General features: G+C 58.7%; 24 protein-coding genes. 6 read left to right on the top strand and 18 right to left on the bottom strand.

Annotated elements, in window-relative coordinates; translation table 11 throughout:
• The first annotated feature begins 41 nt into the window (after positions 1 to 41).
• Both crp and ABLU50_RS20665 read left to right on the top strand, forming a co-directional pair.
• Positions 42 to 674 carry a cAMP-activated global transcriptional regulator CRP gene (crp, locus tag ABLU50_RS20670; protein WP_000242758.1) on the top strand — a complete coding sequence of 211 codons (633 nt, stop codon included), beginning with the start codon at positions 42 to 44 and terminating at the stop codon, positions 672 to 674.
• Between the two features lie 51 nt (positions 675 to 725).
• Positions 726 to 2,804, top strand: coding sequence for a YccS/YhfK family putative transporter (locus tag ABLU50_RS20665; protein WP_032456678.1), 2,079 nt, complete (start codon positions 726 to 728; stop codon positions 2,802 to 2,804).
• Here the strand turns inward: ABLU50_RS20665 and ABLU50_RS20660 are convergent.
• The 5 genes from ABLU50_RS20660 to ppiA form a co-directional block, all read right to left on the bottom strand.
• Complete coding sequence (locus ABLU50_RS20660; RefSeq protein WP_087832507.1) at positions 2,794 to 4,014, bottom strand: aspartate aminotransferase family protein; 1,221 nt, start codon at positions 4,012 to 4,014, stop codon at positions 2,794 to 2,796. The genes ABLU50_RS20665 and ABLU50_RS20660 overlap by 11 nt on opposite strands.
• An 89-nt stretch (positions 4,015 to 4,103) precedes the next feature.
• Positions 4,104 to 4,667, bottom strand: coding sequence for an aminodeoxychorismate synthase component 2 (pabA, locus tag ABLU50_RS20655; RefSeq protein ID WP_004202196.1), 564 nt, complete (start codon positions 4,665 to 4,667; stop codon positions 4,104 to 4,106).
• Positions 4,668 to 4,698: 31 nt separating this feature from the next.
• Positions 4,699 to 5,301 carry a putative adenosine monophosphate-protein transferase Fic gene (locus ABLU50_RS20650; RefSeq protein ID WP_049116368.1) on the bottom strand — a complete coding sequence of 201 codons (603 nt, stop codon included), beginning with the start codon at positions 5,299 to 5,301 and terminating at the stop codon, positions 4,699 to 4,701.
• Positions 5,291 to 5,458, bottom strand: a complete 168-nt coding sequence (locus tag ABLU50_RS20645; protein ID WP_004202194.1) for a YhfG family protein — start codon at positions 5,456 to 5,458, stop codon at positions 5,291 to 5,293. Before ABLU50_RS20645 ends, ABLU50_RS20650 begins: the two co-directional genes overlap by 11 nt.
• A 104-nt stretch (positions 5,459 to 5,562) precedes the next feature.
• On the bottom strand, positions 5,563 to 6,132 hold the full coding sequence (gene ppiA / locus ABLU50_RS20640; RefSeq protein WP_002920238.1) for a peptidylprolyl isomerase A: 570 nt from the start codon (positions 6,130 to 6,132) through the stop codon (positions 5,563 to 5,565).
• Positions 6,133 to 6,408: 276 nt separating this feature from the next.
• On the opposite strand from ppiA, the gene tsgA reads away from it, so the two are divergent.
• The gene (gene tsgA, locus ABLU50_RS20635) at positions 6,409 to 7,596 is read left to right on the top strand and encodes an MFS transporter TsgA (RefSeq protein ID WP_004202192.1); all 1,188 of its coding nucleotides are present in this window, start codon (positions 6,409 to 6,411) and stop codon (positions 7,594 to 7,596) included.
• On the opposite strand, the gene ABLU50_RS20630 is transcribed toward tsgA, so the two are convergent.
• The gene (locus ABLU50_RS20630; protein WP_087832506.1) at positions 7,593 to 8,915 is read right to left on the bottom strand and encodes a cytosine deaminase; all 1,323 of its coding nucleotides are present in this window, start codon (positions 8,913 to 8,915) and stop codon (positions 7,593 to 7,595) included. The genes tsgA and ABLU50_RS20630 overlap by 4 nt on opposite strands.
• Before the next feature lie 238 nt (positions 8,916 to 9,153).
• Here ABLU50_RS20630 and nirB point away from each other — a divergent pair, with 238 nt between their 5' ends.
• The 3 genes from nirB to cysG all read left to right on the top strand — a co-directional run bounded on the left by nirB (position 9,154) and on the right by cysG (position 13,547).
• Positions 9,154 to 11,697, top strand: a complete 2,544-nt coding sequence (gene nirB / locus ABLU50_RS20625) for a nitrite reductase large subunit NirB (RefSeq protein WP_017899950.1) — start codon at positions 9,154 to 9,156, stop codon at positions 11,695 to 11,697.
• Positions 11,694 to 12,020 carry a nitrite reductase small subunit NirD gene (nirD, locus tag ABLU50_RS20620; RefSeq protein ID WP_048295657.1) on the top strand — a complete coding sequence of 109 codons (327 nt, stop codon included), beginning with the start codon at positions 11,694 to 11,696 and terminating at the stop codon, positions 12,018 to 12,020. The genes nirB and nirD overlap by 4 nt, the downstream gene beginning before the upstream one ends.
• A gap of 153 nt (positions 12,021 to 12,173) precedes the next feature.
• Positions 12,174 to 13,547, top strand: a complete 1,374-nt coding sequence (gene cysG, locus ABLU50_RS20615; RefSeq protein ID WP_087832505.1) for a siroheme synthase CysG — start codon at positions 12,174 to 12,176, stop codon at positions 13,545 to 13,547.
• 74 nt (positions 13,548 to 13,621) lie between these two features.
• Here cysG and trpS read toward each other — a convergent pair whose 3' ends face one another.
• From trpS to ABLU50_RS20555, 12 genes are all read right to left on the bottom strand, one after another.
• Entirely contained in the window at positions 13,622 to 14,626 is a 1,005-nt protein-coding gene (trpS, locus tag ABLU50_RS20610) for a tryptophan--tRNA ligase (RefSeq protein WP_002920253.1), read from the bottom strand.
• Positions 14,619 to 15,380 (bottom strand): phosphoglycolate phosphatase, encoded by a 762-nt coding sequence (gene gph, locus ABLU50_RS20605; protein WP_004202180.1) that lies wholly within the window; start codon positions 15,378 to 15,380, stop codon positions 14,619 to 14,621. The genes trpS and gph overlap by 8 nt, the downstream gene beginning before the upstream one ends.
• Positions 15,373 to 16,050 carry a ribulose-phosphate 3-epimerase gene (gene rpe, locus ABLU50_RS20600; protein ID WP_004202179.1) on the bottom strand — a complete coding sequence of 226 codons (678 nt, stop codon included), beginning with the start codon at positions 16,048 to 16,050 and terminating at the stop codon, positions 15,373 to 15,375. The genes gph and rpe overlap by 8 nt, the downstream gene beginning before the upstream one ends.
• 17 nt (positions 16,051 to 16,067) lie before the next feature.
• Complete coding sequence (gene dam / locus ABLU50_RS20595) at positions 16,068 to 16,895, bottom strand: adenine-specific DNA-methyltransferase (RefSeq protein WP_004202178.1); 828 nt, start codon at positions 16,893 to 16,895, stop codon at positions 16,068 to 16,070.
• A gap of 78 nt (positions 16,896 to 16,973) precedes the next feature.
• On the bottom strand, positions 16,974 to 18,269 hold the full coding sequence (damX, locus tag ABLU50_RS20590) for a cell division protein DamX (RefSeq protein WP_087832504.1): 1,296 nt from the start codon (positions 18,267 to 18,269) through the stop codon (positions 16,974 to 16,976).
• Positions 18,270 to 18,353: 84 nt separating this feature from the next.
• On the bottom strand, positions 18,354 to 19,448 hold the full coding sequence (aroB, locus tag ABLU50_RS20585) for a 3-dehydroquinate synthase (protein ID WP_004202175.1): 1,095 nt from the start codon (positions 19,446 to 19,448) through the stop codon (positions 18,354 to 18,356).
• A 55-nt stretch (positions 19,449 to 19,503) separates the two neighbouring features.
• The gene (gene aroK, locus ABLU50_RS20580; RefSeq protein WP_002920267.1) at positions 19,504 to 20,025 is read right to left on the bottom strand and encodes a shikimate kinase AroK; all 522 of its coding nucleotides are present in this window, start codon (positions 20,023 to 20,025) and stop codon (positions 19,504 to 19,506) included.
• 270 nt (positions 20,026 to 20,295) lie between these two features.
• Positions 20,296 to 21,534 carry a DNA uptake porin HofQ gene (gene hofQ / locus ABLU50_RS20575; protein WP_087832503.1) on the bottom strand — a complete coding sequence of 413 codons (1,239 nt, stop codon included), beginning with the start codon at positions 21,532 to 21,534 and terminating at the stop codon, positions 20,296 to 20,298.
• Positions 21,473 to 21,850 (bottom strand): HofP DNA utilization family protein, encoded by a 378-nt coding sequence (locus tag ABLU50_RS20570; protein ID WP_004202171.1) that lies wholly within the window; start codon positions 21,848 to 21,850, stop codon positions 21,473 to 21,475. The genes hofQ and ABLU50_RS20570 overlap by 62 nt, the downstream gene beginning before the upstream one ends.
• Positions 21,840 to 22,268, bottom strand: a complete 429-nt coding sequence (locus tag ABLU50_RS20565) for a hypothetical protein (protein ID WP_064178584.1) — start codon at positions 22,266 to 22,268, stop codon at positions 21,840 to 21,842. Before ABLU50_RS20565 ends, ABLU50_RS20570 begins: the two co-directional genes overlap by 11 nt.
• Positions 22,258 to 22,791 (bottom strand): PilN domain-containing protein, encoded by a 534-nt coding sequence (locus ABLU50_RS20560; protein ID WP_087832502.1) that lies wholly within the window; start codon positions 22,789 to 22,791, stop codon positions 22,258 to 22,260. The genes ABLU50_RS20565 and ABLU50_RS20560 overlap by 11 nt, the downstream gene beginning before the upstream one ends.
• Positions 22,775 to 23,575 (bottom strand): pilus assembly protein, encoded by an 801-nt coding sequence (locus ABLU50_RS20555; protein ID WP_087832501.1) that lies wholly within the window; start codon positions 23,573 to 23,575, stop codon positions 22,775 to 22,777. The genes ABLU50_RS20560 and ABLU50_RS20555 overlap by 17 nt, the downstream gene beginning before the upstream one ends.
• Positions 23,576 to 23,577: the final 2 nt, after the last annotated feature.

Raw genomic sequence — 23,577 nt, 5'->3', positions numbered from 1 at the left:
GTCGGCGCCCGGAGATAGCTTATAACAGAGGATAACCGCGCATGGTGCTTGGCAAACCGCAAACAGACCCTACCCTTGAATGGTTCTTGTCTCATTGCCACATTCATAAGTACCCATCAAAGAGCACGCTGATCCACCAGGGTGAGAAAGCAGAAACGCTGTACTACATCGTTAAAGGCTCCGTGGCTGTACTCATCAAGGATGAAGAAGGTAAAGAGATGATCCTCTCCTACCTCAACCAGGGCGATTTCATCGGTGAATTAGGCCTGTTTGAAGAAGGTCAGGAGCGTAGCGCCTGGGTACGGGCGAAAACCGCATGTGAAGTGGCCGAAATCTCTTATAAGAAATTCCGTCAGCTGATCCAGGTGAACCCGGACATTCTGATGCGTCTCTCTTCGCAAATGGCTCGCCGTCTGCAGGTGACGTCTGAGAAAGTGGGCAACCTCGCCTTCCTCGACGTGACGGGCCGTATCGCCCAGACGCTGCTGAACCTGGCGAAGCAACCCGATGCCATGACCCACCCGGACGGTATGCAAATTAAAATTACCCGTCAGGAAATTGGTCAGATCGTCGGCTGCTCTCGTGAAACCGTTGGCCGTATTTTGAAAATGCTGGAAGATCAGAACCTGATTTCCGCCCACGGTAAAACTATCGTCGTCTACGGTACCCGTTAAGTTGCTAAGCGGCGTATTGCTCCTGCAGTACGCCGTTTTTGTTTTTCCCTCATGTGGCGCAGGCTGATTTACCACCCGGAAGTTAACTATGCACTGCGGCAAACGCTGGTGCTGTGTCTGCCTGTGGCCATCGGTCTTCTGCTCGGCCATCTCCAGCAGGGGCTCCTGTTCTCCTTAGTCCCCGCCTGCTGCAACATCGCCGGCCTCGACACCCCGCATAAGCGCTTTTTTAAACGTCTGATTATCGGCGGCTGTCTGTTTGCCGGATGCAGCCTGGTGGTGCAGCTGCTGCTCGCCCAGGCGATTCCTCTGCCGCTTATTCTCAGCGGCCTGGCGCTATTGCTCGGCGTCACCGCGGAGATCAGTTCGCTGCACGCGCGCCTGCTGCCCGCGTCGCTGATCGCCGCCATTTTTACTCTCAGCCTGGCGGGCAATATGCCCATCTGGGAGCCGCTGCTGATCTACGCCTTCGGCACGCTATGGTACGGCGTGTTTAACTGGTTCTGGTTCTGGCTGTGGCGTGAACAGCCGCTGCGGGAGTCGCTCAGTTTGCTCTACCGGGAACTGGCCAATTATTGCGAAGCCAAATATAGCCTGTTGACCCAGCATACCGATCCCTCGACCGCCCTGCCGCCGCTGCTCATCCGCCAGCAGAAGGTGGTCGATTTAATCACCCAGTGCTATCAGCAGATGCATATGCTGGCCGCCAACCAACGTAACGACCACAAACGTCTCCTGCGGGCGTTCCAGATGGGGCTGGATCTACAGGAGCATATTTCGGTCAGCCTGCATCAGCCGGAAGAGGTGCAAAAACTGGTAGAACGCAGCCATGCCGAAGCGGTGATCCGCTGGAACGCGCAGACCGTCGCCGCCCGTCTGCGGGTGCTGGCGGATGACATGCTCTATCATCGCTTTCCGCAGCGCTTCCAGATGGATAAACAGATCGGCGCCCTGGAAAAGATCGCCCGCCAGCATCCGGACAACCCGGTCGGCCACTTCTGCGCCTGGCACTTCAGCCGCATCGCCCGGGTGCTGCATACCCAGCGCCCGCTGTATGCCCGGGATCTGATGGCTGACAAAGAGCGTCGTTTACCGCTGTTTCCCGCGCTAAAAAACTATCTGTCGCTGAAATCGCCCGCGCTGCGCAATGCCGCCCGCATCAGCGTGATGCTGAGCATCGCCAGCCTGATGGGCAACGCCCTGCATTTGCCGAAGCCCTACTGGATCCTGATGACGGTGCTCTTTGTTACCCAGAATGGCTATGGCGCCACGCGGGTTCGTATTGTCCACCGGGCGGCGGGGACGCTCGCCGGCCTGATCATCGCCGGGCTGACCTTGCACTTTCACGTTCCGGAGAGCTACACCCTGAGCGGGATGCTGCTGATCACACTGCTCAGCTATCTGATTATCCGCAAACACTATGGCTGGGCCATGGTGGGCTTTACGGTGACGGCGGTATATACCCTGCAGCTGCTGACGCTCAACGGCGAACAGTTTATTATCGCCCGGCTGATCGACACGCTGATCGGCTGCCTGATCGCCTTCGGCGGGATGGTCTGGCTGTGGCCGCAGTGGCAGAGCGGCCTGCTGAAAAAAAACGCCCACGATGCGCTGGAGGCCGACCAGCAGGCGATTCGCCTGATCCTCAGCCCCGATCCCAAAGCGCCCGCGCTGGCCTATCAACGTATGCGCGTTAATCAGGCGCACAACGCGCTCTACAACTCCCTGAATCAGGCGATGCAGGAGCCGGGGTTCAATACCCACTACCTGGAAGATATGAAGCTATGGGTGACGCACAGCCAGTTTATCGTCGAACATATCAACGCCATGACCACCCTGGCCCGGGAGCATACGATGCTCACCCCGGATCTTGCCCAGCGCTATCTCGAATCCTGTGAGATTGCCCTGCAGCGCTGTCAGCAGCGGCTGGACAGCGATGGCCCCGGCAGCACAGGGGATGTCAATATTATGGAGTCACCGGAAAGCGAGGTGCCGATCGGTCCGTTAAGCACCCTGGAGCAGCATCTGCAACGCATTCTGGGCCATCTGAACACCATGCACACTATCTCGTCTGTAGCATGGCGTCAGCGGCCGCATCATGGCATCTGGCTACGGAAGATCAGCCGTTAATCACCTTTGCCACTGCCTGGGCGAAACGTGCCATCCCCTCGGCGATATCCTGCTCTTCGATGATCAGCGAGGGAACAAAACGCATCACGTCCGGCCCGGCGTTAAGCACCATGACGCCGGCTTCCGCAGCGGCATAGAGGAAATCGCGCGCGCGGCCCTTGTGCTGCGGCTTAAGTTCGGCGCCAACCAGCAGGCCCATCCCGCGAATATCACTGAACAGATCAAACTCGGCATTCAGCTGCTGCAGGTGTTTGACGAACAGTTCGCGTTTCGCGTTCACGCCATCCAGCACCGCCGGAGTATTGATCAGATCGAAAGCGGCGTTGGCGACCGCGCAGGCCAGCGGGTTGCCGCCGTAGGTTGACCCATGGGAACCGGCATGGAAGGCGCTGGCGATCTCGTGGGTGGTCAACATGGCGCTGACCGGGAAACCGCCGCCCAGCGCTTTCGCGCTGGTGAGAATATCCGGGGTTACGCCATAGTGCATATAGGCGAACAGCGATCCGGTACGCCCCATACCACACTGCACTTCATCAAAGACTAACAGCGCCTGGTGCTGATCGCACAGTTCGCGCAGTCCTTGCAGGAACGCCGGCGTTGCTGCCGTCACGCCGCCTTCGCCCTGAATCGGCTCCACCACCACCGCGCAGGTGTGGTCATCCATCACCGCTTTTACCGCCTGCAGGTCGTTGAAGGGAACATGGACAATATCCGCCGGTTTAGGGCCGAAACCATCGGAGTACTTCGGCTGCCCACCGACCGAGACGGTAAACAGAGAGCGGCCATGAAAGGCATTATGGAAGGCGATGATTTTGGTTTTATATGGGCTATGGCGGGTCACCGCATAGTGACGCGCCAGCTTAAAGGCTGTTTCATTGGCTTCGGTACCGGAGTTCATAAACACCACTCGCTCGGCGAAGGTGGCATCGACAAGCTTACGTCCCAGGCGCAGCGCTGGCTCATTGGTAAAGACGTTGCTGGTATGCCACAGCGTTTCACCCTGCTCGTGAAGCGCCGCCACCAGCGCCGGGTGGCAATGGCCCAGCGCCGTCACCGCGATACCGCCGGCAAAATCAATATACTCTTTGCCCTGCTGATCCCAGACGCGGCTGCCTTTCCCCTTTACCGGGATGAATTCTGCCGGTGCATAAATTGGCAAAATAACTTCATCGAATGTGGCGCGGGTGATTGCTGGTTGTTCAGTTGCCATGTCTTGCCCATCCCTCTTCGTTATGCAGATATGATTATGATAATATAATCACAAAATATGCATAAAAAGTCAGTCAATGGCAACCGAAATCACCGCTTAATAAAGTTCGCCAGCAATTGATGGCCCTGTTCGCTAAGGATGCTTTCCGGATGGAACTGCACGCCCTCGAGATCCCAGTCGCGATGACGAATCCCCATAATCTCACCGCTGGCGCTGCGGGCGGTGACGATAAACTCAGGCGGCAGCGTCGGCGGGTCAATCACCAGCGAATGATAGCGGGTCACCGTCAGAGGATTATTCAGCTCCTGAAACACCCCTTCGCCGTTATGCTCGATAAGCGAAGTTTTTCCATGCATCACCTGCGCCGCCCGCACAATGGTCGCGCCAAACGCCTGGGCTATCGCCTGATGCCCGAGGCAGACGCCCAGCAGCGGCGTTTTCCCTGCATAGTGACGGATTACTGAGAGGGAAATCCCCGCTTCATCCGGCGTACAGGGACCGGGCGAAATCACCATCTTCTCCGGCGCCAGCGACGCTATCTCCTCCAGCGTCAACGCATCGTTGCGCCTGACCAGCACTTCCGCCCCCAGTTCGCAAAAGTACTGATACAGATTCCAGGTGAAAGAGTCATAGTTATCGATAAGCAGGATCATAGCGGCTCCGGAACAATCAAACCGGGCTATTCTACTCAGATTCCCGCGCTTCGCTTACCACTTTGCGAAAGATCGCCGCCAGCGGGTCCGGATCGCCCATCGCGCCCTGCTGGCAGGCGGTGCTCCAGGCGGCAGGATCGACGTCACGCCAGTCAAGAAGGTAGCCGGCATGTATCGCCAGCTGTTCAAAGAAAATGCGCTGGGTTAGGCCATTGCCGAGACGAAAAGGGTGCAGCACATTAATTTCACCATAGAACCAGCTCAGGCGTTCGATAAAGGTATCCCGCGGCAGGCCGCAGAGATAATCCTCCTGCTCCAGGGCCTGCATCAGGGCGTTCCCTTCCTCTTCGATGCGGGCAAAGTGACAGAACGGCGTATCGCCCAGGTAGAGGTTCACTTCACGCAGCCTACCCGCCCAGTCAAACAGATCCTGATACAGCTGATGATGAATAGCGCACAGATAGGGTAAGCCGCGCACCCGCGGACCCAGCGGCAGGGTAGCCGCCCGCAGCGATGTCATCTCCAGGGCAGCCTGCTGCAGAGTGTTGGCCTGGCGGATGCCGAGGCGGTTGCGCAGGACGTTCAGGGCCGGATAGAGGTAAGGATCGCGTTCATCGCCAAATTTATCGCTCATACTCCCTCCGCAGCGTCGCGAGGCGCGCCTGCGCCTCCTCGGCAGTCAGCGTAACCAGTGGCACCGATACGCCTTCGAGGCGACGGCTGGCCTGAAAATTGCTATTACGTGTCTGTTCCCAGAGTCGGGATTTTTGCTTATCGGTGAGTGGACGCATCGTCGCCCCCTTATCGTCCCCTGTGTGCCACAAGTATAAGCAGCAATTACAGGTTATGCCGGGAGGCAACCGGCGCGGCGATAGACTACCGCGCCGTGGGAAGATTAGGGCAGCACTTTCGCAGAGAGGATAACAACCGGTTTAGTCGGCACATTCTGGTATGGGCCGACGTTATGGGTCTGAACCTGGGAGATCTTATCCGCAACGTCCATGCCTTTCACTACCTTGCCAAACACCGCATAGCCAAAGTCGCGCTGGCCATGGTCGAGGAAGGCGTTATCCGCCACGTTGATGAAGAACTGGCTGGTGGCGCTATCCTGATCGGCGGTACGCGCCATGGCGATGGTGCCGCGGGTGTTGCGCAGGCCGTTGTCTGCTTCATTTTTGATCGGCGGGTTAGGCTGTTTCTGCTGCATCTGCTCGTTGAAGCCGCCGCCCTGCACCATGAATCCCGGGATCACGCGATGGAAGGTAGTGTTGTTGTAGAAGCCGCTGTTAACGTACTTCAGGAAGTTATCCACGGAAATCGGGGCTTTCTGGCTGTTTAACTCAAGCTCAATGTTACCTGCCGAGGTGGTCAGCAGCACATGCGGATCGCCCTTTGCCGCCATGGCCGGGGAGAACGCTGAAATGGCGAAAACGGCAGCCATCGCCGCCAGTGTTGATTTGAGCATGGAAAATCCTTAACGGAGCAGAATAAAAGCGAGTGCCTTGATTCTAAAGAGCCTTTGCATCCTGGGCCAGCCTTTTACCAAATTTTACTTAGCTGTAATAATTGTAACCGCGCAAACGTTCTCCCTGGCGTCGAAAAAACGTGATTCAAGTCACATTAAAACATGCAAAAGATAACGTATTTCACAATAAACATTTAATTACATCACCTGAACGACTAAAATCTGTCCGCCCGGCGCGGCGTCAACGCGCTTTACCTTTCTATTCACAGGCCAGTCATGACTAACAGCAACCGTATTAAGCTCACATGGATCAGCTTCTTCTCCTACGCCCTGACCGGCGCGTTGGTGATCGTCACCGGGATGGTGATGGGTAACATTGCGGATTATTTCCATCTGCCCGTTTCCAGTATGAGCAACACCTTTACCTTTCTGAACGCCGGTATTCTGATCTCCATCTTCCTCAATGCCTGGCTGATGGAGATCGTGCCGCTGAAAACTCAGCTGCGTTTTGGCTTTATTTTGATGGTGCTGGCGGTGGCCGGCCTGATGCTCAGCCACAGCCTGGCGCTGTTCTCCGCATCAATGTTCGTTCTCGGCCTGGTGAGCGGGATCACCATGTCGATCGGGACCTTCCTGATCACCCATATGTATGAAGGCCGTCAGCGCGGGGCGCGTCTGCTGTTTACCGACTCCTTTTTTAGCATGGCGGGAATGATTTTCCCGATGGTCGCCGCGGTCCTGCTGGCGCGCAGCATCGAGTGGTACTGGGTCTACGCCTGTATCGGTCTGGTGTATGTCGCTATTTTCGTCCTGACATTCGGCTGTGACTTCCCGGTACTCGGCAAAAAAGCGCAGAGCGAAAACAGCCAGCCGGTGGTGAAAGAGAAGTGGGGCATCGGCGTGCTGTTCCTCTCCGTCGCGGCGCTGTGCTATATCCTCGGTCAGCTGGGCTTTATCTCCTGGGTACCGGAATATGCCAAGAGCCTTGGCATGAGCCTCGGCGATGCCGGTAAGCTGGTGAGCGATTTCTGGATGTCCTACATGATCGGCATGTGGTCATTCAGCTTTATCCTGCGCTTCTTCGACCTGCAGCGCATCTTAACCGTCCTCGCCGGCCTCGCGACGGTGCTGATGTACCTGTTTATCAATGGTTCGCCGGAGCATATGCCGTGGTTTATTCTGACCCTGGGCTTCTTCTCCAGCGCCATCTACACCTCGATCATTACGCTCGGTTCGCAGCAAACTAAAGTCGCTTCACCAAAGCTGGTGAACTTTATCCTCACCTGCGGCACCATCGGCACCATGCTGACTTTCGTGGTCACCGGCCCGATTGTGGCGGCCAGCGGTCCGCTGGCCGCGCTGCACACCGCTAACGGCCTCTACGCCGTGGTGTTCGTGATGTGCTTTATCCTCGGCTTCGTCTCCCGTCACCGCCAGAACAACGCTCAGGCGGCGTCTCACTAAGCCTTCGGCCCCTTTGCGTCCGCAAGGGGGCTGTTTCTCATAAAAGAAAGCTCCTCGCCACCGCGGTCGGTCTGGATCCAGGTTTGCGCCAGTTGGGTGGTCGCAATCACCCTTCCCTCGCGAATTGACCAGCGCACCGACACCTGGCAGCGTACCGCCTCAAAGCCATTCTCCGCCGGCAGAATGATCAGGTTAGCCGGATTGCCGCTGACGATGCCGTAATCCGTCAGGCCAAACGTGCGGGCGCTGTTGTCGGTGACAAGCTGCAGGCCGTCGTTAATTTGCTGGTAGCCCATCAGCTGGCAAACGTGGAGCCCCATATGCAGGACCTGCAGCATATTACCGGTCCCCAGCGGGTACCACGGGTCAAAGACATCATCATGACCAAAGCAAACGTTGATCCCCGCCGCCATCAGCTCCTTCACCCGGGTAATGCCACGTCGCTTCGGGTAGTCGTCAAACCGGCCCTGCAGATGAATATTGACCAGCGGATTGGCGACAAAATTGATGCCGGAGAGCTTAAGCAGGCGGAACAAGCGCGAGGTATAAGCGCCATTATAGGAGTGCATGGCGGTGGTATGGCTGGCCGTCACCCGCGGCCCTATTCCCGCTTTTAACGCCAGCGCGGCAACGGTTTCCACAAAGCGCGACTGTTCGTCGTCAATTTCATCGCAGTGAATATCCAGCGGGCGGTCATATTTCCGCGCCAGTCGGAAAGCGATATGCAGCGATTCCACCCCATATTCACGGGTGAACTCAAAGTGCGGGATCGCCCCGACGACATCCGCCCCCAGCTTCAGGGCCTCTTCCAGCAGCGCCTCGCCGTTGGGGTAAGAGAGGATCCCCTCCTGCGGAAAAGCGACAATCTGCAGCTCGACCCATGGCGCCACCTCCTGTTTGACCTCCAGCATCGCCTTCAGCGCCGTCAACGTCGGATCGGAGACATCGACATGGGTACGGACAAACTGCACGCCATTGGCGATCTGCCACTTGAGGGTTTTCCACGCCCGGGCTTTAACGTCTTCATGGCTGAGCAGCGCTTTCCGCTCCGCCCAGCGCTCAATCCCCTCAAACAGAGTGCCGGACTGGTTCCAGTTTGGCTCGCCGGCCGTCTGGGTGGTATCCAGATGGATATGCGGCTCAATAAAAGGCGGGATCGCCAGCCCGCCGCGAGCGTTCAACACTTCGTAGCTTTCGTCCCGCGCCTCCCCCATCGGCGTGATCTCGCCAAAGCGCCCCTTATCTATCGCTATCTGCCACAGGCCGTCGCGGTCTGCCAGGCGTACGTTCTGAATCAACCAAAGCGGCGCTGCTGTCATATCAACCTCTCCATTCAATACGGCTTGTTTTCTACTCAACCCCAATCGCGACCCACCCAATTCTTGTACACAAAATCAGCAAAAAGGAAAAGTCAGCGTTTTCCACAACTTAGAAAAATACAGACAAATCAATTATATACCCATTAAGTGGTAGGTGAAGTTGTCATTGATTTGCATCAATAAGCCTGATGGCTGAATCGTTAAGGTAGGCGGTAATAGAAAAGAAATCGAGGCAAAAATGAGCAAAGTCAGAATCGCTATTATCGGTAACGGCATGGTTGGCCATCGCTTTATCGAAGAGCTTCTTGATAAGGCGCCTGCCGGACAATTCGACATTACCGTGTTCTGTGAAGAGCCGCGTATCGCCTACGACCGTGTCCACCTGTCGTCTTATTTCTCCCACCATACCGCAGAAGAGCTGTCGCTGGTCCGCGAAGGCTTCTATGAGAAACACGGCGTCAAGGTGCTGGTCGGCGAAAGGGCCATCACCATCAACCGCCAGGAGAAGGTGATCCACTCCAGCGCCGGGCGCACAGTGTTCTACGACAAGCTGATCATGGCGACCGGCTCATACCCCTGGATCCCGCCGATTAAAGGCGCGGAAACCCAGGATTGCTTTGTCTATCGCACCATTGAAGATCTCAACGCCATTGAATCCTGCGCCCGTCGCAGCAAACGCGGCGCGGTGGTCGGCGGCGGTCTGCTCGGCCTCGAAGCCGCAGGAGCGCTGAAAAACCTCGGCGTCGAAACCCATGTTATCGAGTTCGCGCCGATGCTGATGGCCGAGCAGCTCGACCAGATGGGCGGCGAGCAGCTGCGGCGCAAAATTGAAAGCATGGGCGTGAAAGTTCACACCAGCAAAAACACCAAAGAGATCGTTCAGCAGGGCATCGAGGCGCGCAAAACCATGCGCTTCGCCGACGGTAGCGAGCTGCAGGTCGATTTCATCGTCTTCTCTACCGGGATCCGCCCGCGCGATAAACTGGCCACCCAGTGCGGGCTGGCGGTTGCCCAGCGCGGCGGCATCATGGTCAACGATAGCTGCCAGACCTCCGACCCGGATATCTATGCCATCGGCGAATGCGCCAGCTGGAACAACCGCGTGTATGGCCTCGTCGCGCCGGGTTATAAAATGGCCCAAGTGGCCGTCGATCACCTCCTCGGCAGTGAAAACAGCTTCACCGGCGCCGACCTCAGCGCCAAGCTGAAGCTGCTGGGCGTGGACGTGGGCGGCATCGGCGATGCCCACGGCCGCACGCCGGGCGCCCGCAGCTACGTCTATCTTGACGAAAGCAAAGAAGTTTATAAGCGTCTGATCGTCAGCGCCGACAACAAAACCCTGCTCGGCGCGGTGCTGGTCGGCGACACCAGCGACTACGGCAACCTGCTGCAGCTGGTGCTCAACGCCATTGAGCTGCCGGAGAATCCGGATTCGCTGATCCTCCCGGCCCACGCCGGCAGCGGCAAACCGTCGATCGGCGTCGATAAACTGCCGGACAGCGCGCAAATCTGCTCCTGCTTTGACGTCAGCAAAGGCGACCTGATCGCCGCCATTAACAAAGGCTGCCATACCGTCGCGGCGCTGAAAGCGGAAACCAAGGCCGGTACCGGCTGCGGCGGCTGTATCCCGCTGGTCACCCAGGTGCTCAACGCCGAGCTGGCGAAACAGGGCATCGAGGTCAACAACAACCTGTGCGAGCACTTCGCTTACTCCCGCCAGGAGCTGTTCCACCTGATCCGCGTGGAAGGCATCAAAACCTTCGACGAACTGCTGGCCAAACACGGCCAAGGCTACGGCTGTGAAGTTTGTAAACCGACCGTCGGCTCCCTGCTGGCTTCCTGCTGGAATGAGTACATCCTCAAGCCTCAGCACACGCCGCTGCAGGACACCAACGACAACTTCCTCGCCAACATCCAGAAAGATGGCACCTACTCGGTCATTCCGCGCTCCGCGGGCGGCGAAATCACCCCGGAAGGGCTGGTCGCCGTGGGCCGTATCGCTCGTGAATTCAATCTGTACACCAAAATCACCGGCTCCCAGCGCATCGGCCTGTTTGGCGCGCAGAAAGACGACCTGCCGGAGATCTGGCGGCAGCTGATTGAAGCGGGCTTCGAAACCGGCCACGCCTACGCTAAAGCGCTGCGGATGGCGAAAACCTGCGTCGGCAGCACCTGGTGCCGCTACGGGGTCGGCGACAGCGTCGGCTTCGGTGTCGAACTGGAAAACCGCTACAAAGGCATCCGCACCCCGCATAAAATGAAGTTCGGCGTCTCCGGCTGTACCCGCGAATGCGCGGAAGCCCAGGGTAAAGACGTCGGGATCATCGCCACCGAGAAAGGCTGGAACCTGTACGTATGCGGTAACGGGGGGATGAAGCCGCGCCATGCCGATCTGCTGGCCGCGGACCTCGATCGCGAGACGCTGATTACGTATCTCGACCGCTTTATGATGTTCTACATCCGCACCGCCGATAAGCTGACCCGCACCGCGCCGTGGCTGGACAACATGGAAGGCGGGATCGACTATCTGCGCAGCGTGATCATCGATGACAAGCTCGGTCTGAACGACCATCTGGAAGAGGAGCTGGCTCGCCTACGCGCCGCCTTCGCCTGCGAGTGGACCGAGACCGTCAATAACCCGGCGGCGCAGACTCGCTTCAAACACTTTATCAACAGCGACCAGCGCGACCCGAACGTTCAGGTGGTGCCGGAACGTGACCAGCATCGCCCGGCCACGCCGTATGAGCGTATCCCGGTTACTCTGGTGGAGGAAAAAGCATGAGCCAGTGGGTAAACATCTGCAAAATTGACGACATCCTGCCCGCCACCGGCGTCTGCGCCCTGCTCGGTCAGCAGCAGGTGGCGATCTTCCGTCCGTACCATGACGACAGAGTGTTCGCCATCAGCAATATCGATCCATTCTTCAATGCCAGCGTGCTGTCCCGCGGGATTATCGCTGAGCATGACGGCGCCCTGTGGGTTGCCAGTCCGCTGAAAAAGCAGCGCTTTCGCCTGAGCGACGGGCTGTGCATGGAAGATGAGAGCCACTCCATCGCCCGTTTCGACGCCCGGGTAAAAGACGGCCACGTTCAGCTTAAAGCGTGAGTCCCGCTTCCTCCCCCCGGTCACGGGGGGAGATATAAGTAACACTTCTGACCGACAGCGCATGAGTGCGGGATATGTCGCATGTTTTGTATTACCTTTGCTGCTATTCTACGACCACTCACTTCCTACCCCTTATTTTTATGAGGTTATTCTGTGGATCACTTACCCATATTCTGCCAGTTACGCCAGCGGGATTGTTTACTGGTTGGCGGCGGGGATGTCGCCGAACGCAAGGCCCGTCTGCTGTTGGATGCTGGCGCAAACGTCACGGTCAATGCGCTCGACTTTACCCCTCAGTTTCAGGTGTGGGCCGATTCACAGATGCTGACCCTGGTGCAGGGGGAGTTTATCCCCTCGCTGCTGGACAACTGCTGGCTGGCCATCGCCGCTACCGATAATGAAACAGTGAACCAGCAGGTCAGCGACGCGGCCGAAGCGCGGCGTATTTTCTGTAACGTGGTGGATGCCCCGCGCCAGGCCAGCTTTATCATGCCGTCGATCATCGACCGCTCGCCGCTGATGGTCGCCGTCTCCTCGGGCGGGACATCACCGGTGCTGGCGCGCCTGCTGCGCGAGAAGCTGGAGTCAATCTTACCCCTGCATCTTGGTCAGCTGGCCCGCTACGCCGGCCATCTGCGCGCTCGCGTCAAGCAGCAGTTTGCCACCGTAGGCGAACGCCGACGGTTCTGGGAGAAGCTGTTCGTTAACGACCGCCTGGCGCAGTCGCTGGCCAATGACGATCGGCAGGCGGTGGCGGATACCACCGAGCAACTGCTGACCGAGCCGTTAGAGCATCGCGGCGAGGTCGTCCTGGTTGGCGCCGGCCCCGGTGACGCCGGGCTGCTCACGCTCAAAGGCCTGCAGCAGATCCAGCAGGCCGACGTGGTGGTCTATGACCGACTGGTCTCCGACGACATCATGAATCTGGTGCGCCGCGATGCCGACCGGGTGTTCGTTGGCAAGCGCTCAGGCTATCACTGCGTGCCTCAGGAGGAGATCAACCAGATCCTGCTGCGCGAAGCGCAAAAAGGAAGACGCGTGGTCCGGCTGAAAGGCGGCGATCCCTTTATCTTTGGCCGCGGCGGAGAGGAGCTGGAGACCCTCTGCGAGGCGGGCATCCCCTTCTCGGTTGTGCCAGGCATCACCGCCGCCTCCGGCTGCTCCGCCTACTCGGGGATCCCGTTGACCCATCGCGATTTCGCCCAGGGCGTGCGCCTGGTCACCGGCCATCTGAAAAACGGCGGCGAGCTGGACTGGGCGAACCTGGCGGTGGAGAAGCAGACCCTGGTGTTCTACATGGGTCTGAACCAGGCGCCGGCGATCCGCGAGAAGCTTATCGCCCACGGCATGGCGGAAGATATGCCTGCCGCCATCGTCGAGAACGGCACCGCCGTGACGCAAAAAGTGGTCAGCGGCACCTTAGGACAGCTGGATATTCTGGCGCAGCAGATGGCCAGCCCGGCGCTGATCATTGTCGGCCGCGTGGTCGGCCTGCGGGATAAACTGAACTGGTTCTCGAACCACTAACCTTCGCCTCGCGGCGTGAACGACTGGCATAAAAAAGGGCGGGATAATCCCGCCCTGTTTACCTGTTGCGTCGCTTACGGCTTGGCGACAAAGCCAATCGCTTCGTATACCGCTTTCAGGGTTTGAGAAGCCCGCGCGCTGGCCTTTTCTGCGCCGTCTTTCATCACCTGATTGAGAAACGCTTCGTCGTTACGGAAACGGTGATAGCGCTCCTGCAGGTCAATCAGCATGCCCGATACCGCTTCGGCGACTTCGCCTTTCAGGTGGCCATACATTTTGCCTTCGAAGTGCTGCTCCAGCTCAGGAATGGTTTTCCCGGTGACCGCGGAGAGGATATCCAGCAGGTTGGAGACGCCCGCTTTCTCTTTCAGGTCGTAGCGCACCACCGGCGGCTCGTCGGAGTCGGTGACCGCACGTTTGATCTTCTTGACCACCGATTTCGGGTCTTCCAGCAGGCCGATGACGTTGTTGCGGTTGTCGTCGGACTTGGACATCTTTTTCGTCGGCTCCAGCAGCGACATCACGCGCGCGCCGGATTTAGGGATAAACGGCTCAGGCACTTTAAAAATATCGCCGTAGATGGCGTTAAAACGCTGGGCGATATCGCGACTTAGTTCAAGGTGCTGTTTCTGATCTTCGCCCACCGGAACCTGGTTGGTCTGGTACAGCAGGATGTCAGCGGCCATCAGTACCGGATAATCAAACAGACCGGCGTTGATGTTCTCCGCGTAGCGCGCGGACTTGTCTTTAAACTGGGTCATGCGGCTCAGTTCGCCGAAATAGGTGTAGCAGTTCAGCGCCCAGCCTAACTGGGCGTGTTCCGGCACGTGCGACTGAACGAAGATAGTGCTTTTCTGCGGGTCGATGCCGCAGGCCAGATACAGCGCCAGGGTGTCCAGCGTCGCCTTACGCAGCTGCTGCGGATCCTGGCGCACGGTGATGGCGTGCTGATCCACGATGCAATAGATGCAGTGGTAATCGTCCTGCATGTTTACCCACTGACGCAGCGCACCCATGTAGTTGCCAATGGTCAGTTCACCTGAGGGCTGTGCGCCACTAAAAACGATGGGCTTAGTCATGTTTCAATTCCTGAGTTTCACTGTGCGGTAACCCGAGAGCGGGTAAGAGTTCATTAAACTGGTCGAAGAGATAGTCCGGCTCGCTCAGCGCAAGCGGTTCGCCATAGTTATAACCGTAGGTCAGGCCAACCGAGCAGCAGCCAGCCGCTTTGGCCGCCTGAATATCATTACGTGAATCGCCGACGAACAGCAGCGCCTCCGGCGTCAGGCCGAGCTTTTGCGCTACCAGCAGCAGCGGTTCCGGATGCGGCTTTTTGTTCTGGACGTCATCGCCGCCGATCACCACGGTAAAATATTTCGCAATATCGAGCGCGTCCAGCAGCGGGGCGACGAACGGCGTCGGCTTATTGGTCACCAGCGCCAGTGGCAGGCCTTTGCCCTGCAGCGCGCCGAGCGTATCGGCCACTGCCGGAAACAGGAAACTGCCCTCTTCCGCCGCTTCGGCGTAATAGCGGTCAAACAGTTTACGCAAAATGCGCAGCTGTTCGTCTTGCGGAATATCATGATCGTCGACGGAAGGCTTGCCCATCGCCGCACGTAACGTGGCACGCTCCTGGCGAGCCCAGCTCAGCGCCCGCTCCATCAGGACATCGGCGCCGTTGCCGATCCAGGTTACGACGCGCTCTTCTCCCGCCACCGGCAGTTCCAGGGCGTAGAGGGCGTTATCAACGGCGGCGGTCAGACCCGGCGCGCTGTCCACCAGCGTGCCGTCGAGATCAAACGCGATGCCGCGGATCGCCTGTAATTTATCCATGACTCACCTTCGCTAATTCACTACGCATTTGATCAATCACTTTCTTGTAGTCCGGCTGGCCGAAGATCGCCGAACCGGCAACGAACATATCCGCGCCCGCCGCGGCGATTTCGCCGATATTGCTCGCTTTCACCCCGCCATCCACTTCCAGACGGATGTCGTAGCCGGACGCATCGATGCGCTGGCGCACTTCACGTAGTTTATCCAGCGTCTGGGGAATAAAGGACTGGCCGCCAAACCCCGGGTTAACCGACATCAGCAGGATGACGTCCAGCTTATCCATCACATAATCGAGATAGCTCAGCGGCGTCGCGGGGTTAAACACCAGGCCCGCTTTACAGCCGTGCTCTTTGATAAGCTGCAGGCTGCGGTCGACGTGTTCGGAGGCTTCCGGGTGGAAGGTGATGATGCTGGCGCCAGCTTCGGCAAAATCAGGAATGATGCGGTCGACCGGCTTCACCATCAGGTGGACGTCGATCGGCGCGGTAATACCGTAGTTACGCAGCGACTTCAGCACCATCGGGCCAATCGTCAGGTTCGGCACGTAGTGGTTGTCCATGACGTCGAAGTGCACGACATCCGCACCCGCCGCCAGCGCCTTCGCGGTATCCTCACCCAGACGGGCAAAATCAGCCGACAGAATCGAAGGGGCAATCAAATACTGCTTCATCCGCATCTCCTTGAAATTTATTTGGTCTTAGGCGGACGGTAGAGCGCTAAGAGCTCGTCCACCTTTTTACGCGTACCACCGTTGCTGCTGATGCTGCGCCGAACCTTCACAATATGCGTTTCTGCCGCGTTTTTATACCACTCCTGCGTCAACGGCGTGCGGTGGTTGGAAATCAGCACCGGGATCCGTTTCTTCATCAGCGATTCCGCCTTTTGCGCCAGCAGCACCTGTTGCTCCAGGTTGAAGCTGTTGGTGTGGTAGGCGGTAAAGTTCGCCGTCGCCGTCAACGGCGCATAGGGCGGATCGCAATACACCACCGTGCGGCTATCCGCACGCTGCATGCACTCTTCATAAGATTCGCAGTAAAACTCAGCGTTTTGCGCCTTGTCGGCAAAATGATAGAGCTCAGCCTCGGGGAAATAGGGCTTCTTATAGCGGCCAAACGGCACATTGAACTCGCCGCGCAAATTGTAGCGACACAGGCCGTTGTAACCGTGACGGTTCAGATACAGGAACAGCACCGCGCGACGCAGCGGGTCCTGGCTCTGATTGAACTCATCACGGTACTGGTAGTAGCGCTCAGCGACGTTATTTTCCGGGGTAAACATCTCGCGGGCGGCAGCGACGTACTCGTCGGTGCGCAATTTGACGATGTTGTACAGGCCGATTAAATCACTGTTGATATCCGCGAGGATATAACGAGAAAAGTCGGTATTGAGAAATACCGACCCGGCGCCCACAAAGGGCTCGATTAAGCACTCACCTTCCGGCAAATGCTTTTTAATATCGTCAAGCAGGGGGTACTTCCCCCCTGCCCACTTTAGAAAAGCGCGATTCTTTTTCATGCTGCCTAACTAATTACACGTTCTCCGGCTGTGGAGAAAGCTCCGACAGCATCCTGCGCTTAAGACTACCCCACGGCATTATTTCAGATCAGCCTGAACCTGATGCAGTGGTTTTGCCCATGGATTTTTCGCCTGCACGTCCGGCGGCAGCGAGGTGACCGCGCGTTTCGCTTCATCTTTTGATGAATAGATACCGCTCACCAGCACGTACCACGGTTGGCCGTTACGTGACGTTTCATAGACAACATATCTGTCCAGCTTCTCTTTCTTCGCCCAGTTGTTCAGGTTTTCATAGTTAGAGGAGCTGCTGAGCTGCAGGGTATAGTTACCCGACGGCGCAGATTTCATCGAGCTGACGTCGCCTGCCGTTTTACCGCTCTTCGCCGCCGGCGCTGCCGCGGCCGCCGTTGCGGCTGGCGCAGCAGTGGTCGTGGTTGCTGGTGCTGCAGGTTTACTCTGCGCGGTGGCTACCGGTTTGCTTTCCGCGACGGTCGTTTTCGTCGGGGTAGTGGTCGCCGCGCTTTCAACATGCTTCGGCTGAACCGGCTTCGTTTCTACCGGCGCTTTTGCCACCGCCTGTGGTTTCGGCTGCGGCTTCGCTTCGATGACGGTGTGCTTACGCTCAGCAGGACGCGGCGTTGCCGCCGTCTGACGTTCGGTCGTCTGGCGCGGCGCCGCGGTGCCACTGGCGCCATTACGGATCGGCGCGACGGTTGCCGGTTCAGTTGGCAGCGTCGAGTTAGCTACGGCGCCGTCCAGCTGGCCCTGCTGCTGGGTCAACGCATTATTCAGATCGCCCTGAACTTCAACGCGCTGCTGGCCCTGCGGCTCTGCCGCGGCCTGGCCCTGGGTCGGGTTCGCGGCAATTGGCGGTACCGTGACGTCCTGCTGTGTGGTGGTATTGGCGGCAGTCTGATCCTGGCCGGCAGCTGGCGTGCTGGTGGACTGGTCGTCAGACAGATTAATGCTCTTCTCGCCGGAAGCGGTCTGCTGGCTGGAAGAAGATGGCGATTTCAGCGCGGAACCGATACCCACGATTAACAGCAACAGTACCAGAATGCCCACGCCCATCATGATGTACTGGCGGGAAGCGGGTTTCGCCGGCGCTTTTTTACGCTTACGCGGACGACGCTCTACAGGCTGCTCTTCGAGCATCTCCTCATCTTCCGCATCCAGTTCTTCTTCGAATTCTTCCTCTTCACGCTCACGACGGGCCTTGCCGGCGCGCGTCGGACGGCCTTCATCGGCATCAAGATCGACATCGTCAAAATTGATCTGCGGATCGGCATCACGCTCGGAAGACTGACGGGAACGACCAGCACGACGATCGTTGCGATCGGCTTTCATATCGTCTTCTGGTTTGAAATCATCCATTTAACACCCCACTAAAAGGCTTATGCTCACGATTATTGCACATCACCCGAAATGATAACGCCGCGCGAACGCGGCCAGACCTTCTTATTGTTGCGCCTGCTGAGTGTCAGCAATCGCGCCAAGAACCACATCGTGCGGCACTCCGCCGCGCAGCTCGCTGCTTCCTATTGCGAGCGGGAGCACCAGCCGCATTTCGCCAGCCAGTACTTTCTTATCGCGCATCATATGGGGCAAATACGCCTGCGCACGCATTTCCTGCGGGCCGCGTACCGGTAAGCCTGCACGCTTGAGCAGATCGATAAGGCGCTGAGTATCCTGCGCGCGGAACTGCCCCAGCCGTTCGGACGTATGCGCCGCCATCACCATACCTGCCGCCACCGCTTCGCCGTGCAGCCAGTTACCGTAGCCCATTTCCGCTTCGATAGCATGGCCGAAGGTATGTCCAAGATTGAGTAAAGCACGTAACCCGGTTTCACGCTCGTCGGCAGCCACAACTTCCGCTTTCAGCTCACAGCAGCGGCGAATGCAGTACGCCATGGCCTTTTCATCCAACGCCAGCAAGGCATCAATGTTGTTTTCCAGCCAGCTGAAGAAGGCGCCGTCGAGGATCACCCCATACTTGATGACCTCAGCCAGTCCGGAAGCGAGTTCGCGCTTCGGCAGCGTCTTCAGACAGTTAAGATCAACCACCACGGAAACCGGCTGCCAGAAGGCGCCAATCATGTTTTTGCCGAGAGGGTGGTTCACTGCGGTTTTGCCGCCGACCGACGAGTCGACCTGCGACAGCAGGGTGGTAGGGACCTGGATAAAACGCACGCCGCGCTGATAGCTTGCCGCGGCGAAACCGGTTAAATCACCGATAACACCGCCGCCGAGCGCCACCAGCGTGGTGTCGCGGCCATGGGGTTTTTGCAACAGCGCGGTAAATACGGTATCCATCACCGCCAGGCTTTTATACTGCTCGCCGTCGGGCAGGACTACGCTGTCAACGTTGACCCCTGCCTGCTCAAGCGCAGAGCGGACGGTATCCAGATAAAGCGGCGCCAGCGTTTCGTTGGTGACCAGCATAGCCTGGTCGCCCGACTTAAGTGGCAGGAAGGAAGCTGGATCGTTGAACAAACCAGCCGCGATGGTAATCGGGTAACTACGTTCCCCGAGGGTAACAGTAAGCCTCTCCATAACGCGACATCCACCTCAGTGACTTTTACTCTGACGCACTTTTATTAAGCCAGAATCAGTTGCTTTCCAGCATATGAATAATCTGGTTCGCGACGACTTTCGCACTCTGATCGTCTGTGCGGATAGTCACATCGGCGATCTCTTCATACAGCGGGTTACGCTCGTCAGCCAGCGCTTCCAGTACTTCACGAGGCGGCGCATCGACTTGTAGCAAAGGACGCTTTTTATCGCGCTGCGTACGGGCCAACTGCTTCTCGATCGTTGTTTCCAGGTAGACCACCACGCCGCGGGCGGAGAGACGGTTACGCGTTTCACGGGATTTTACAGAGCCGCCGCCAGTCGCCAGCACAATTCCCTGTTTTTCCGTCAACTCATTGATAATTTTTTCTTCACGGTCGCGGAAGCCTTCTTCGCCTTCAACATCGAAGACCCAGCCCACATCAGCGCCAGTGCGTTTCTCAATCTCTTGATCGGAATCGTAAAATTCCATGTTGAGCTGTTGGGCTAACTGGCGCCCAATAGTGCTTTTGCCGGCACCCATAGGCCCAACCAGAAAGATATTGCGTTTCTCTGCCATTTTTTCGGTACTACTAAGACTATTCGTTAATGATAAACCCGCTTCGCAGACACCCAGCGCCGCAGGGCATGAACTGAAACCTCATATGCAATAGAGCGAGAGTCAGACTAAAAATTATCTCAATACTCCGGCTGGTTTGGCAACTGAATAAAATCGCCGGACAATATAGGGAGGATTGATGTCGTACCCGACTCTCAAATCGGTACCCCTTGTATGCTAAATCCGTCCTCACGTCAAACACCTGAAACGTGTTTAGCATGAAAAACCTGCTTAACGTACTGCCAGAATCCGTGGCGTAATAAAGACAACCAGTTCACGGCGTTCATTATCTTTCCCGTCGCGGCGAAACAGACGCCCCAGCACCGGGATATCGCCAAGCAGCGGGACGCTGTCGCGGGCGGTTTTGTTTTTCTGCGAAAAGATGCCGCCCAACGCCAGGGTCTCGCCGCTGCGGACTTCCACCAGGGTCTCGATCTCCTGTTTATCAATGGCCAGCGCCTCGCCGTTATCCTGCTTCAGCACCTGGCCTGGCGTGTTCTCGCTTATTCGCAGCTTCAACCGCACTCTCCCCTGCTGCAGCACCGTCGGCGTCACCTCCATGCCCAGCACCGCCTCTTTAAACTCCACCGACGTGGCGCCGCTTTCACCGCTGGAGACCTGATAGGGGATCTCGCTCCCCTGCTTGATGCTGGCGGGCTGCATATGAGAGGCGAGCAAACGAGGACTGGCGATAATCTCGACCTGCTGCTTGCGCTCCAGCGCGGAAAGCTCCAGCTCAAGCAAGCGCCCGTTAATTTTGCCGATGTTAAAGCCTGCGCGGGTGCTGGCGTCGTTGACTGACAGATCGCTGCTTAGGGTGGTGATGTGCCCGGATCCTGGCGTGCTTTCAGCCTCCGCCAGCCGCCATTTCACCCCCAGTTCACGCAGGCTGGTTTCGCTCATTGACACGATATGGGCGGCCAGCTCCACCTGTCCGACCGGCAGATCCATCTCCTGCGCCCAGGCCTTCAGCGCCGGCAGATGGCGGGCATCATCGCGGATCAGCAGCCGATTGGTCCGCTTGTCCGCCATCAGGTTTCCCCGGGCGCTAAGCAACTTACCGCCGCTTTTAGCCAGCTCCTCGGCATCGGCATAGTGCAGGGTCACGCTCTCCGCCCGCAGCGGCAGGTTCTGCAGACGTTTCGCCTGTTCCGCTTCGCGCTGCGCCAGGTTGGCCTTTTGCCAGGCCTGCGTATGTGCGTAGATGACCGTTCCCTGCTGTTGCAAAGAGAGGCCTGCGCTATCCGCCACTGCCCGCAGCGCCTGGGTCCAGGGAACCTTCTGCAGGCGCAGGGAGAGCGTGCCGCTGACGTCCGGTGCGATAACGAGATTCTTCTGGTTCATTTCGGCCAGGGCTTGCAGCACCTGGGCCACTGGCGCGTCGTCAACGACCAGCGAAACCGGCTTATCATTTCGCGCGGCGACCACCGCCAGCGGTAGCAGCAAAAGCAGGCTTATCCATCGCATCATCTTGTTTTCCTTTACGTTGCCAGCGCCACGCTGGCGGTTCACATCCCGGAGGCGTGACGATGTCCAGTTCACTGTCCGTCAGCCGGTTCACCCGCCAGCCCGTGGGCAATTGCTCATCCAGGCGCACCCGTCGCCACGTGCCGCTTCCGTCCTGCAAAAAACCCATCCAGCCTGCACCATCGCCGGCCGCGCCGCCATAACGCCATTGCGACAGCTGCGCCGCGCGGCAGGGATCCTCAACCGGCTGAAAAGGATCGCGCTCGGCCGCCAGCAGCGACAGCGGCAACCACAGCAAAACCCAGCATTTACCGACCATCTTCCGCCTCCAGCTGCAGCCGCATGCGCAGCGCCTGCCCCTCGCGCTCCAGCGAGAACGAACGCGGGTTCATCCCGCTGCGCGCCAGCCATGAAAACAGAGCGGGTACCGTCGGCCAGGAGAGAGCCAGCTCCATCTCGCCGCCGCTCCCCTGCGGATGCCAGGCGATTAGCTTCGCCCCGGCGAGCGGAATGGCTATGGGCGAGAACGGCTGCTTGTCGATGCGCTCCCCGGATCTTTCACCGTCAGGGATGCGCAGCGCCATGATCCGCCGCCACTGCGTTTGCAGAGCGCCATCGCGGGACAGCGCCGCCAGCGGCGGCCGGGCATCGCGCCAAAGCGCCACGCCGCCCCCCGTCAGCCCCATCGCGAGCAGGATCAGCAGCCCCGCCCGGGTGCGCAGGGTATTAATCCTCATCGGCGCGCGCTCCCGACAGGGTGAAACTGAACCGCCAGCGCCCCTCGGCGTCGCGCTGCGTTCCGCCGGCTTTAGCCGGCGCGAATCCCGTGACGCTGGCCAGAGAAGCCTCCACTCCAGCCAGCGCCTGCAGGTTGAGGGCCAGGCCATCCAGCGTCAGGCGCGCCCCCTGGTACTCCAGCCGCGTCAGCCATGCCTGAGCGGGCAGGTCCGCCGCGAGCGCCATTAGTCGGGGTTGCCAGGCGGCGATCGTCGATCTGCGCTGGAGCTGCTCGCGCTGGCGTTGATGCTGCTGCCACGCTTCGCGCATCGCCTGTTCACGTTGTTTGAGCGAGGCGAGCAGCGCTGCGTCGGCCGTCGCGTGGAGCCTCGCCAGGGCGTCGCGCTGTAGACCAGCCGTTCGCCCCACCAGCAGGATCATCCCCGCCAGCAGCACGATACCGATGGCTAACAACAGGGTGTAGCGCAGGCGCTGGCGGCGACGCAGGTCACGCCAGGGGAGAAGATTAACGACATGCGTCATGGCGCCCGCCCCCCAGCGCCAGCCCAAGGGCAATGGCGTAGCGATCGCCATCGGCTGGCAGCGGAGGCTGCCGGCGGTGAACCACCTGCCAGACATCAAAACGACTGGCCTCGTCGCCCGCGTCAGCGCACAAGCGCAGAGGAACCTGAAGCTGCCCCGCCAGCTGGCTCAAGGACCCTATCGCATCGCAGGCGTCACAGCCCCAGGCCTCATGGGTCGCCCATAGCCAGTGCTTTTCATCCCGCCACGCCAGGCCTTGCTCTGCTGCCGTCACCCAGGGGAAAAAAGCGCCGAGCGCGCTGGCATCCGGTACGATGGCAACTACCCGCAGGCGCAGCCGCCCTGCCAGCTCCCGCAGAACATTGATATCCAGCCGCTGCGCCGCCGTTACCTGCCAGCCGTCATTTCGCGAGGTGGGCGCATAATCAATACAGAGAGAGGAGGCGGGCATCGCCAGCTGCTGGGTCATGGCGCTGGCTATCCACGTCGCCTGTTCCCGCTCTCGCAGGGCGAATTGGGGATAAGGCACGCGTTTTTGCAGCGTGCGAGCCGCGGGAAAGGCGATATTAATCTGATGCTGTACCGGTAGCTCCCGCCGCCAGGCGGCCAGCCGTGAGCCGAGGGCGCTGACGTCCGCTACCATCCCCTGCCGCACCAGGCCTGGCGGCAGCGGAATGCGCCACCAGCGGCGCAGCGCCCAGTGTGAGCGCTCAAACAGTAGCGCGACAATGGCAATGCTATCTTGTTGGATATGCATTCCGATCCGCCAGTTTCTGAAAGCCATGC

Source organism: Klebsiella sp. GG_Kp173 (genome assembly GCF_040062415.1).
GTDB classification, from domain to species: Bacteria; Pseudomonadota; Gammaproteobacteria; order Enterobacterales; family Enterobacteriaceae; genus Klebsiella; species Klebsiella quasipneumoniae.
The sequence above is the reverse complement of the archived record's forward strand: the minus strand, read 5'-3'. Positions and strand labels throughout refer to the sequence as shown.